At 63.0% G+C, this 11,581-nt stretch carries 11 protein-coding genes and 1 pseudogene; 8 read left to right on the top strand and 4 right to left on the bottom strand.

Annotated elements, in window-relative coordinates:
- The first annotated feature begins 28 nt into the window (after positions 1-28).
- Positions 29-682 (top strand): IS66 family transposase, encoded by a 654-nt coding sequence (locus QWZ14_RS01620; protein WP_408903515.1) that lies wholly within the window; start codon positions 29-31, stop codon positions 680-682.
- Here the strand turns inward: QWZ14_RS01620 and QWZ14_RS01615 are convergent.
- A pseudogene (locus tag QWZ14_RS01615) lies at positions 667-1,262 on the bottom strand (IS3 family transposase); the annotation flags it as partial. The gene QWZ14_RS01620 and the pseudogene QWZ14_RS01615 sit on opposite strands and share 16 nt — an antisense overlap.
- A 192-nt stretch (positions 1,263-1,454) precedes the next feature.
- On the opposite strand from QWZ14_RS01615, the gene QWZ14_RS01610 reads away from it, so the two are divergent.
- The 3 genes from QWZ14_RS01610 (at position 1,455) to QWZ14_RS01600 (ending at position 3,543) form a co-directional block, all read left to right on the top strand.
- On the top strand, positions 1,455-2,615 hold the full coding sequence (locus tag QWZ14_RS01610) for an IS110 family RNA-guided transposase (protein WP_290314809.1): 1,161 nt from the start codon (positions 1,455-1,457) through the stop codon (positions 2,613-2,615).
- 448 nt (positions 2,616-3,063) lie between these two features.
- The gene (locus QWZ14_RS01605; protein ID WP_290314808.1) at positions 3,064-3,225 is read left to right on the top strand and encodes a hypothetical protein; all 162 of its coding nucleotides are present in this window, start codon (positions 3,064-3,066) and stop codon (positions 3,223-3,225) included.
- A 51-nt stretch (positions 3,226-3,276) separates the two neighbouring features.
- Positions 3,277-3,543, top strand: coding sequence for a hypothetical protein (locus QWZ14_RS01600; protein WP_290314807.1), 267 nt, complete (start codon positions 3,277-3,279; stop codon positions 3,541-3,543).
- Positions 3,544-3,600: 57 nt separating this feature from the next.
- On the opposite strand, the gene QWZ14_RS01595 is transcribed toward QWZ14_RS01600, so the two are convergent.
- From QWZ14_RS01595 to QWZ14_RS01585, 3 genes are all read right to left on the bottom strand, one after another.
- Positions 3,601-4,173: a ferritin-like domain-containing protein gene (locus tag QWZ14_RS01595; protein ID WP_290314806.1), complete on the bottom strand. Its 573-nt coding sequence runs from the start codon at positions 4,171-4,173 to the stop codon at positions 3,601-3,603.
- Between the two features lie 756 nt (positions 4,174-4,929).
- The gene (locus tag QWZ14_RS01590; RefSeq protein WP_290314805.1) at positions 4,930-5,121 is read right to left on the bottom strand and encodes a hypothetical protein; all 192 of its coding nucleotides are present in this window, start codon (positions 5,119-5,121) and stop codon (positions 4,930-4,932) included.
- 498 nt (positions 5,122-5,619) lie between these two features.
- The gene (locus QWZ14_RS01585) at positions 5,620-6,006 is read right to left on the bottom strand and encodes a hypothetical protein (protein ID WP_290314804.1); all 387 of its coding nucleotides are present in this window, start codon (positions 6,004-6,006) and stop codon (positions 5,620-5,622) included.
- A gap of 737 nt (positions 6,007-6,743) precedes the next feature.
- On the opposite strand from QWZ14_RS01585, the gene QWZ14_RS31885 reads away from it, so the two are divergent.
- The 4 genes from QWZ14_RS31885 to QWZ14_RS01565 form a co-directional block, all read left to right on the top strand.
- Positions 6,744-7,010, top strand: coding sequence for a type II toxin-antitoxin system VapC family toxin (locus QWZ14_RS31885; RefSeq protein WP_353959253.1), 267 nt, complete (start codon positions 6,744-6,746; stop codon positions 7,008-7,010).
- A gap of 258 nt (positions 7,011-7,268) precedes the next feature.
- Positions 7,269-9,602 (top strand): DEAD/DEAH box helicase, encoded by a 2,334-nt coding sequence (locus QWZ14_RS01575; protein WP_290314802.1) that lies wholly within the window; start codon positions 7,269-7,271, stop codon positions 9,600-9,602.
- A complete protein-coding gene (locus QWZ14_RS01570; RefSeq protein ID WP_290314800.1) occupies positions 9,583-10,773 on the top strand; it encodes a hypothetical protein in 1,191 nt (396 codons plus the stop codon). The genes QWZ14_RS01575 and QWZ14_RS01570 overlap by 20 nt, the downstream gene beginning before the upstream one ends.
- A gap of 148 nt (positions 10,774-10,921) precedes the next feature.
- A partial coding sequence (locus tag QWZ14_RS01565; protein WP_290314798.1) for a DEAD/DEAH box helicase occupies positions 10,922-11,581 on the top strand: 660 nt, incomplete at its 3' end.

The following is an 11,581-nucleotide window of genomic DNA, read 5'->3' as shown; positions in this document are numbered from 1 at the left end:
CGCAAGCTGGGCGCATGCACGCCGCTATTTGTTCGATGAGTTCGAGCGCACCAAGTCACCGATCGCCGAAGCGGGTCTGCGGCGGATCCAGGCGCTCTACGCCATTGAGGCCGAGATCAACGGCCTGCCGCCGGAGTGCCGCCACGCCGAGCGCCAGGCCCGCAGCAAACCACTGCTCGCGGCGNTGCGGCGGATCCAGGCGCTCTACGCCATTGAGGCCGAGATCAACGGCCTGCCGCCGGAGTGCCGCCACGCCGAGCGCCAGGCCCGCAGCAAACCACTGCTCGCGGCGCTGCAGGACTGGATGGAGGCGCAGCGACGCCGGATCTCCGGCAAGTCGGACCTGGGCAAGGCGTTGCAATATGCACTCGGCCGCTGGGACGCACTGATGCGCTACCTCGAGGATGGCCGGCTCTCAATCGACAACAATTTAGCCGAGCGGCTGCTGCGCGGTATTGCCGTGACGAGAAAGAATTTTCTGTTCCTCGGCAGCGATGCCGGCGGCGAGCGTGCTGCCGTCATCTATACCATCGCCGAAACCGCCAAGCTCAACGGCCACAACCCAGAGGCCTACATCACCACCGTGCTCGACCGGCTGGCGAAGGGACACCTCGCAAGCAGGATCGATGACCTGCTGCCGTGGAACCTCAGACCAGATGGTCAAGCCGTGGTGATAGGCTGACGCTTACGGTAGATCGGCGTAAGCCCCATCTTCGCCATCAGCCGTCGGATGCGCTTGCGGCCGACCATGTGGCCCTCGCGCCGCAGATGCCGCGCCATTTGCCGCGAGCCGTACCAGGGCGTCTCCAGGAACTGCACGTCGATCCGCCGCATCAGCTCGAGGTTCAGCGCAGTCTCGCCCGCAGGCCGGTGGTAGAACCCCGACCGGCTGATCGAGACCAACTCGCACTGCCGCACAATCGACAGCTGCGGATGCCTCGGCTCGATAATCTGGCGCCGCCGCTCCAGGTTCATCGACCGGACGCTTTCGCCAAAAAATCCCGTTCCACCAGCAGCTGGCCAATCTTGGCGTGCAGCTTCTCGACATCCGCCTCGGCCGCCTTAGCGCTCTCCTGCGCCGCCGACTTGCCAGAGAACAACGCCGTCAGCCCTTCCATGGCCTGCCGTTTCCACTCGCCCACCATCGTCTGGTGAATGCCGTGTTGGGCCGCCAGCTGTGCCGTCGTCAGCTCACCCCGCAGCGCCTCCAGCGCCACCTTCGCCTTGAAATCCGCCGAATACCGCGTCCGCTTGCCCGTCATCCGGGTCCGTCCTTCTCAGAGGCGGACCGAGCTTAACCATCTGTCCGAGATCCGGGGACCATCTCAGACCTCACCATCCTAGCCGACCTCCCGCTTCGCCGCCTCAGCCCAGGAAATGGCCAAAGATACCATGCAGGCCGCCGGGGATTGGGCCAGTATTTGGGCTCCTCCAAACCTGAAGGGAGTTGGCCGATGTCTCAGATCAAGCACGTCGTAGCACCCCAGGATGGTGCTGTGGTCTTTGTTGCTCTGGAGCTCAGCAAGAGCGCTTGGCTCCTTGCCGCACAGGCAGCTCCGAGTGGAAAGGTGTCGTCGCACCGGCTAGACGGAGGCGATCCCGATGGCCTGTTGGCGCTATTGCGGCGCCTGCAGGCCCGTGAGCGGGCTGCGGATGGCGAGGAGGTCCAGATCGTCCTCGGTTATGAGGCCGGGTACGACGGGTTTTGGCTGCAGCGCCGCCTCACTGCCGAGGGGATTACCTGCTGGGTGATGGACCCGGGTAGTTTGCAGGTGGACCGTAGGGCACGGCGGGCCAAGACCGACCGACTGGATGCGGCGATGCTGCTTCGAGCGCTCATGGCTTGGTGCCGTGGCGACCGGGCTGCGTGTAATATGGTGCAGGTGCCCTCGGTGGAGCGGGAGGACGCGAGGCGCACCCATCGCGAGCGCCAGCGCTTGATCGCAGAGCGCGTTCAGCACGTGAACCGAGTTAAGGGGCTACTGGCGACACAGGGCATCTACAATTTTCAGCCCCTTCGCCAAGGCCGATGGGATCGGCTTGGGGAATTGCGCACCGGGGACGGTCGTGATCTGCCGCCGCGCCTGCGCCGGGAGATCGAGCGCGAGTTCACGCGCCTGGAACTCGTCCTTGAGCAGATCGCGGCGTCAGAGGCCGAGCGGGATGCGGCGGTCGCCCAGCCGGTGGCGGAGGACGCTGATGTCGAGAAGGTCGTGCTGCTTTCCAAGCTCGGCGGGATCGGTACCGAACTCGCAACGGTGCTGGTGCGCGAGGCGCTGTACCGCTCTTTTGCCAACCGCAAGGAAATCGCTGCTTATGCTGGGCTCACGCCCAGCCACTTTGCCAGCGGTGATCGGCAGCGGGACCAGGGCATTTCCAAAGCGGGTAACCCTCTCCTGCGAAAGAGCATGGTCGAGCTCGCCTGGCTCTGGCTGCGCTACCAACCAGGAAGCGCCCTCGCGCACTGGTTCACCGGGCGGGTCGGTGAAATCCGCGGACGCATGCGCAAGATTGCGGCCGTTGCCCTGGCAAGGAAGCTGCTGGTCGCCCTGTGGCGCTACGTCACAACCGGCCTGGTGCCCGAGGGAGCGCGCCTGAAGACGGCCAGCGTCTGATCAACAAGGTTCGGCCGAAGCGTCGCTGTTCGACGCGTCGTGCCGGGCGGGGGTGGTGTGTGACCGGAGCTCGACGGGGTTTCAAAACCGTTGCCAAAGATAGGTCCCACCACCCCGAGCCGGCCTGCCCTGAATGAGGCATCTTGGTGGGAACGCCATGTTCCGCCGGATACGAGTGAAGCAGCGAGCCCTTCGCTGCTATTGCCCGGCTCACCCCCGCCCAAACGACGCTCGCCATGACAAAGCCGCTTGCCGATCCGCCTCATACGAGTCGAGCTAAGCACCTCGAACCCTGTGCACCCCCCCTATGATAGACGAGTTTTTGCTTGGATAGGATTGCGCGGTGAGGGGGCGCGGTTGATGAGACATGGCGCGATGCGGACAAACATTCGGGGATCGCATTGTCGCACGGCGGCTGCCGCCAGAGAGTGCGGCTTTCAAGGTGGTCTTGCGCGAGGTCGGCGTCAGTATCGGCACACTGCAGCGCTGGCGAGCGCAATTGCTGGCCTCACCGAGCGCGCAGGCCAGTAACCAGCGCTGGACGACGGCGGCGTGGAAGGAGGTGGTGATTTTCACCGCAGCGATGGATGAGGGCGCCCGAAGCGTCTGAAATCGTGAGCAAGAGCCGTACCCGGTCGATTTCCAGAATTGCGATGGCAGAATGCTGCTGATGGCGACGTTGTTCAAGATTTATCCGTTAACGCTAAGGCTCTCAGCCAATGCCGGTTACAAGGGCCAAAGTCCAGGCGGGCATGACGGTCTGCCGCACCGTAAACATGAAAATTGCCAGGCGATCTACCGGCGGCAAGTTCGTCGTGTTGCCGCAGTGATGGATGGTGGAGTGTACCATCACTCGGTTGAACTGTTACCAACGCCTGAACAAGGACTGGGGCGACTCAACCAAAACGCCCTGGCACTCCTCCGCTGAGCGTCAGTACGCCCACTGCTGGAAAGGATTTACCAACTCAACATAATATGGCGGGCTTTACCGCTCCAAGTATGGTTGGCCTTCATGAGCCACTAGCAAATCATGCATGTCGTTGGCATGCTCCTCTTCGACCCCAAGGATGCTTTCCAGCATAACCCGCGTCGTGGCATCGTCATTACCAAAATATCGAATTAGCTCTCTGTAATGTTCGACGGCAATGCGCTCTGCGATTAAATTTTCCCTGATCATATCAACCAGATTTTCTCCTTCCGCGTATTGTGAAGTTGCGCGTGTTGCCAAGCCTTCAGGATTGAAATCAGGCTTACCGCCGAGTTGGTTAATTCTTTCAGCCACGGTATTCATATGTTCTTGTTCTTCACGGGCATGCGCCGCAAACTCCTTCTTGACGCCTTCGGAGGAAATCCCGGTCGCCGCAATGGAGTGCATCGTATAGCGTAGAACGCAAACGATCTCGGTTGCCAACACAGTCTGCAGGATTGCTATGGTCTGCGTTACATCGCCAATGTAGGCAGAAGTGACTGCCCCGTCAGAGAGATGCTGACGGGCTCTTTCACGTAACGCTTTAACATCGCTAAGAAAAGGTTTGGATGCAGCTGCGTGTCCACTCATTGTCTTACGATCTCCTTGACAGCGTATGTGCAACGCTTGACGCCTTGCACGGTAGCCCTGGCAATATTCTTACAATTCGGCCATGAACTTACGGGTGGTAATGCGAAGAAGTGCAGAGGCAGAAGGTGCATGTGCGTTACCTGCCGATCTAAAGTCGCCGATCATTCGCTAATGGATGTTATGCCTCGAAGTCAGTTACGTTGTAGCGAAACCACCCTGCACCACCAATAGCGCCACCTTCATCTTGAGATCTTCTAAACGCTGAATTCATTTCGATACCATCCATATCTATTTCGCACTAACCACCGAAACTTCTTTCTGCTTTCCGTGAAGGACTTTGCCTACGCAATTTGCCAAGCTGCCTGAATGAATTAAGTCGAGCTAACGTATCGGGCTGTTGGGCGCGAGTGAAACATAGCCTTGTTGTTCCCCGCACCGCTGCGCTTCTGCCATGGCGGGTCTGAAATCCTGTAGTGAGAATTCCATTAGACGACCATGCCCAACAATAATTTTGATTGGCTGTTCTTGACCCGTAAACAGGATATCCGTCATCTCTAGGAAAACTCGATTTTCCTGCTCCGACTGCGCGAAAATTAGCATCGACGCCGGACGGCCCAGCAAGTGCAGAATACGAGGGAATATAAATGACCGCCTGCTAATCCCAATCAAGACTAGCTCATCCGCCTGAAAAATTTGACTTTCTTATTATTGATACACTAAGAATTGGCTGTTCCGTCTGCATATCGGGAGAAATGTTCAACAAAAATGTGTCATAATCGGCATTAACGGCCACAACTGCGCACGCGACCTGGCTACCCATAGCCATTTACCCTGCCATCCATTGGCCAAATGCTTTGTTTCCGTCATTACTTTTTTCTGTTGACCTTCGGCCGCACCAGAAACCAATGTAAAAAGTATCGAAATTATCCACGCCTGCGTATTGTCCATGTTCCGCTTCCGGTCGGGCATTTGCAGGCAAAAAGCCTTCATGAAGCAAGATAAGTCGGCTTCTTACTGACAAAGATGGACGCTTGACATTCCTACCGGGTGAATTGCACCCCTGAAACCAGATATCCGATTTGATTCGGTTATTTCGCGTTAGTTCCTTACCTCGGAGCGGATGCGCTCACGGTTGTCGCCAAAGAATAGCAGCATCTCAGCGCCACTGCCCGCGCTTATGCCATGCGCCTGGAACAGCTCAGGGGTAAGTTAGCCTGTCAGCTGCTCGAGATGAGCGTCATGAGTTTAATTTCCGAATTAAGGGTCAGCCAGCCTCGGCGATGGCCCACAAGCTGGTCTTGGCAGAGGCCATCGTCGACGTGAGCACTCATGAACGCATGGCAGCGATGTAGCGGAGCAGCGTCACCTTTCCGGAGATGCGGTCGAGCCGGGCGCCGTACGCCCGGCCTCTGGATGCCACATGGTGGGCGTCATTGGTGCTTCTGATCAGCGGCCGGGCTGGGGCGCGCCGCGGCCTGGAGTGTGCGGCTGCTGGCCGCCGCCCTGCGTGGAGTCGAAGTGCGCTCCCGGTCCGCTGCTGGCCCGGCCGGGCGCGGTATCTGGACGGTGCGGTTGCTGGCCGTCGCCCTGTGTAGAGTCGAAGTGCGCCGGAGGACCGCCGGATTGGGTGGGCGCGGCGTTCGGGTTGTGAGGTTGCTGGCCGCCGCCCTGCGTCGGGTCGAAGTGCGGACCCTGCGGGCGCTGTTCCTGCTGTCCGGTGGCCTGCGCCAATATTAAGTCCCGATCAGCAAAGCCGTCCGCGATCGCTGGAGGCGCCATGGCGGAGATTCCGGCGGCGATCACAGCGCCGAGCAGGGCATTTGAAACAGGCATGTGCTTATCTCCTGATTGGGTGACCGCAACAGACAATGACTCGGGCAGCAAACACCGCAGACATATTCGATTCACGAGGCGAATGCACCATCCGCCACGGCGGCTTTGACGACGATATGCGGCGCCACTCCGTCCCTTTTGATACTCACGTGCCTCCGCTATCAATGTAGCATGCTGGCCAGCGACGGACGGGACGACGCAGTGGTAACTACCTGTCTTGCGGCTGGCGGTAGCGCAGCGTCGGCATATTTCGGCGGAGCGCTAAAAATGTCGTCTGGATCTGGGCACTTCTCGCACAGCACCGCGCAGCCCTCGCAGATTTCGTCGCATACGCGGCAGACGTGCTTGTGGTGCACCGAGCCACGCGTCATGAAGTCGGCGCAGACGACGCAGATGTGCGCGCAATCTAGTAGAACGACGAGGTGCACACTCTCGTCGTAGCCCGGACTGATCCTGCCGTGCAACAGGTTTGTGACGGCCTCGGTGCAGGCGCGGTGGCAGTCTAGGCAGGGCTGGACGTGGGCGGACGTCTCCATCAGCGGCCTCCTCAACTACAATCCAGGAAGAACGCATCGCTTGCCGCTCAAGCGGCATGTCACAATGAGACAAAATTCGTCTGGCGTTGACGCATGTGCGACCCGGCAAAACGGACGCGGCCTCCCTGACCTGTCCCCCTAGCCCGAAGACCTCGCCGCAGGATCTGCGCCGCCACGGTCTGGGAGATCGCCATCAAGCGTGTGCTCGGGCGGCTGGAATTCCCACTTGAGGAGCTTGATGCGGTGCTGGCGCAGGCCGGCTACGAGCATCTGCCGATCAATGCTGGCCATGCCGTCGCCGCAGGAGGGCTGCCGCGTCACCGTGCTGACCCCTTTGACCGCATGCTTGTCGCTCAATCCCGCGTCGAGGACCTAACGTTGGTAAGCGAGGATGCGGCCATTGCCGCCCATGACGTCCGATTGTTCGGCCGGGAGACTGCACCATCAGCGAATCGTTGCCCGTCCTAGCCAATGGTCACGCTCGTCGGGCCTTTGGCGGGGGCAAAGCTGCGAATCGGCGGCGAATCATCGCACCAGTCCACAGGCAGCTACGGCCAGCCGTCCATCGTCTGATTGGAGCTTCCGCGCCGGCCGTCGAAGACCCTGTCGGAGGCCTGATCGGCCTATCATCTCGGCCCATTCCGGCGCCGTCATCCGCGATGGGATGATTGCCGCAGGGGCGCTGGCGGGCTGTAATCCCGCACAGCGCCAGGGGATACATGCTGGATGGATAGCAGCCCACCCACGGCCGGCAAGCCCCGCCAAGCCCTTCTGCCAGGGCTTGGCGGAGGGCCTCCAGGGTCGCGGAAAGATGCGAGATCGTACTGGCTGGAGCAGCTGCATACGGTCCTTGCCGACCTCTCGCCGGATGCGCTGCGGATCGCAGATGCTGCAGTGCGGGCCTGTCCGGGCGATTCTGCGCTGCTGCTGCTGGCAGCGCTCGCCGCGCTCGTGGCGGGGCAACCGGACCGGGCGATCACCTTCCTCAAGCGGTTCGAGTGGAAGTTTGAGGCGGACAAAGCGGTAGCCTTGTTGACCGCGCTTGCCCTCGCCCGCAAAGGCCACGCTGCGCGGACCTGGACATTGCTGGAGCAGGACGGGCTGCTCGATCCTTACGATGCCATATGCTGGTTCATCGGCGGCCAAGCCATGGCGGGCTGGCTGTTCACCCAGCTGACGGAAATCCGCACCTATCACCAGCGCGAGCAACGGAAAGCTCGCCAGGGCACGCCGCGGGCCACTGGCAAACCCGCCGACCAGTCAGCTCCCCCTGCAACATCCGCCAGGACGAAGCCGGTGACCATGGTTGTCGAGGCACCACCGTCCATGCCCGATCTGCCGCGCCTGGAGGTGTCCCTTGGCCTGGCGTTCAAGTTCGGTGATCCGGATGCCATTCAAGTTTCCGGCGGCACGCCCGAGCCGGCGTGGTTTCGGCTGCGCGGAGAGCTGACGCAGCTTGGCTTGGTTGAAGGTTTCGACGAACTGCTGTGCCTGCCTACTCTGCAGGGTGTGGAAGCGCATTGGTATCAGATCGAGACGGTCCGCAAGGTGCTCAAGCAGTACCGCGGCCGGGTGCTGCTGGCTGATGAGGTGGGCTTGGGCAAGACGGTCGAAGCCGGCATGGTGCTCAAGGAATACTTGCTGCGTGGCATGGCGGAGCGTTTGCTGATCCTGGTGCCGGCGCCGCTGGTCGGTCAGTGGCGCGATGAGATGGCGACCAAGTTCGGCATCGATTGCGCGACCACACATGATCCCTTGGCGCGCAGCGATCCCGGCGCCTTCTGGGGACAGCCCTGCATCATCGCCTCGATCGCCATGGCGCGCCGCCGCGAACACGCCGAACTGCTGGTGCAGCACCCCTATGACATCGTGGTGGTCGACGAGGCGCACCACCTACGCGATCAGGCCAGCGCCAGCTACCGGCTGGTGAATGCCCTGCAGAAGCGCTTCCTGCTACTGCTGTCAGCGACCCCGGTACAGAACAGTCTGCTGGAATTGTACCATCTGCTGACCCTGCTGCAGCCCGGCATCTTCCGCACCCAGAAGGAATTCCGCACCGCCTACATGACACCGGGCAAGCCGCGCGAGCCAGCCAACCAGGACCGGCTGCGCGCTCTGATGCGGGGGGTGATGGTGCGTAACACCCGGGCACTTGCGGCGCTGCGCCTGCCGCGCCGCCATGCCACCACCATCCGCGCGACACCGGATGCGGCCGAGGCAGCCTGCTACCAGGAACTGACCGCCCTTGCCCGCACCGCGGCGACCGGCGGCCAAGCACGGCTGGCGGTGCAGCACCTGCTCTCCGCGGCGGGGTCCTCGCCGGCCGCGGCCGCGGCCGCGGTATCCCGCTTTGCCGAGCGGCATCCGGACATCCCGGGCTGGGCCGCACTGGTGACGCGATACCGGGCAGTACCTTCTGGCGCCAAGCAGGCGGCCTTGCTGAAGCTGCTGGCGGAAAACCCGGCCGAGAAGAAAATGGTGTTCGTCCACCACCGCGACAGCATGACCCATCTGGTCGGACTGCTGCGCCGGCAGGGCCTAGCGCCGCTGCTGTTCGATGGCAGCATGTCCGGGCCGGAGAAGGACGCGGCGGTGGCGGCGTTCCGCGAAACCGGCACGCTGCTGCTGTGCAGCGAGTCCGGTGGCGAGGGACGCAACCTGCAATTCTGCAATACTTTGGTGAACTTCGATATCCCCTGGAACCCGATGGCGATCGAACAGCGGATCGGCCGCATCGACCGGATTGGCCAGACCCGCGAGGTCTTTGTGTTCAACCTGGTGACCGCGGGTACCATCGAGGATGCCATGCTCCGCATCCTCGACGAGAAGATCAACATGTTCGAGCTGGTGGTCGGCGAGGTGGGCGCCATCCTGGGTGAGATCGACGAGCAGCAGGATTTCCCGTCCCTGGTACTTGATGCCTGGCTGCAAAGCACCGAGGAGGCCCGTGCCGCCGCCTTCGACGCACTGGAAGGCCAGCTGCTGGCAGCGCGGCGGCAGTACGAGGACGCTCAGCAGTTGGACGAGGCGCTGTTTGGGAATGACCTGGATGCCGCTTGAAGACGGCCGCATGCAGCGCTTCGTTGCCGCCCTGCTGACGGAGGGCGGCGCACTGGTCGAACCACTGGGATCCGAGGGATTGGAGGTGCTGGTACCGCCGCCGCTGCAGCAGGCGCTGGAGGTGGGCGAGTTCTGCCGTCTGGGCTTTAGCACGACCCCGCCCGAGGGCGCGCAGCGGGTCGGCATCGAAAGCGACTGGCTTGCCCGCTTCGGGAGGGTGCTGGGTGAACGGGGCCGCTGGGACCGCCGCGTGCTGGATCCCGAAACCCGCAAAGCCCCGGATGCCGAGCCGCTGCTGGAGCGGGAGTTGGGACTGGAGAATGCTACCTTCCGTCTGCTTGGCGCCGCCCCCGCCTGGACCCGCTACCTGGTGCTGGAGTTCCGCTATACAGCTCTGTCGGAGGAGAAGCGTGAGGGCACGCAGCGTCTGGCGATTAATCTGGCGACCGGCGCCATGCCGGAGGCGATGCTGGAGCGGATGGTACCCTGGCTCGCCGAGCATGAAGACAGCCCCATACCGGCCGGGACCGTCTTGCCAGCGGATTGGGAGGGTCCGCGGCTGATCGAGCGGATGCAGCACGCCCTGCCCTGGCGGGTCGAGACGGCGCTGGCGCCCTTCATGACCGGGCTCCACCGGCGATTGGTCCGCGACCTAGACCGGCTCCACGCATACCACAACGACCTGCACCGGGAAGCCGGGCAGCGAGCGGCGCAACTGACCGCGGCCGACACCGGTCACCAGCGCGAGCAAATGCGCCTTGCCGCGATTGCCAAGGAATACCGGGCGAAGCTCGATGATCTGGCGCATAAATACGCGCTGCGCATCACGGTGGATTGGGTCCGGACGCTGGAGCTGGTGATGCCCGTGCATCGGCTCACCGTGCAGATCCGCCGCCGCAAGGCCGAACGGATTATGGCGCTGGACTGGAACGCTCTGGCCCGACGGTTGGAACTGCCGCCCTGCGAGGCAAGTTGGTCGACCGAGCGGACGCGGCTGGCATGCGATGACGCGTTGCATCTGGTGGCGCCGGCAGGGCTGGCGCCGTGCCTCCAATGCGGCCGTCCCTACTGCCGGGCCTGCCATCCGCAGCGCTGTCCGAAATGCGGCCACGCCGAGACGTTGGTGGCCTTCACCAGCCGGGGCACTATCTCACCAGCGACGCCAGACTGAAACCACACGATGGCTACGATGGCGTTGCATCAGGCTACCGGTGACATTAGGGCAGTGGAAGTGGATTGCCGTGTGTCGTGATTCTGCGAAATGACATAACTGGCCGGCGGCGCATCCGCCACAGGAGTAGAGCCTGATCCCGCGATCCTTGCGCAGTCACCAGTCCGAGCTTCTGAAGGTGGTCCAGGCCATCGCCGCCGGCGAGGCGGCCGAGGTCCGTGATGTCCTCGCCGCGGTCACCCCGGGGGGCGGCAAGTCGCTGCTGCCGGTGCTGGCGGCGCAAGCGCTGATCGCCGCCGGCATCTGCGAGCGGATCTGCTGGGTGGTGCCGCGCGATAGCCTGCGGCTGCAGGCCGAGGAGGTCTTCGCCGACCCGGCCTGGCGGCAGGCCCTGGGGCATGACCTCTCGGTCCGCGCCGCCGACAATGCCCCGGGCGACCCCTGCCGGGGCTTGGCTGGCTACGTGACGACCTACCAGGGGATCGCCGCGGCCCCAGACCTGCACCTCGCCGCCTTCCGCCGGCATCGCTACCTGCTGGTGGTCGACGAGGTGCATCACCTGCCCGGCCTCAACGAGGCCGATACCGCCGGCGGCCGGGATGCCGTCCAGGATGTCGCCGCCGCCTGGTCGGCGCCGATCGAGCCGCTGCTGGCGCTATCGGCGGTGCGGCTGCTGCTCTCCGGCACCCTGGAGCGGGCGGATGGGCGGCGGATCCTCTGGCTGCCCTATCGCCGCGGGACGGGCGGTCGGCAGGAGGTCGACCTGCTAGCGCCGGGCTGGGCGGTGGTCGGCTACAGCCGGGCCCGG

This window comes from Paeniroseomonas aquatica (assembly GCF_030409335.1).
Lineage (GTDB): Bacteria > Pseudomonadota > Alphaproteobacteria > Acetobacterales > Acetobacteraceae > Belnapia > Belnapia aquatica.
Note: the sequence above shows the minus strand (reverse complement) of the source record. Positions and strands in the feature narration are given on the sequence as shown.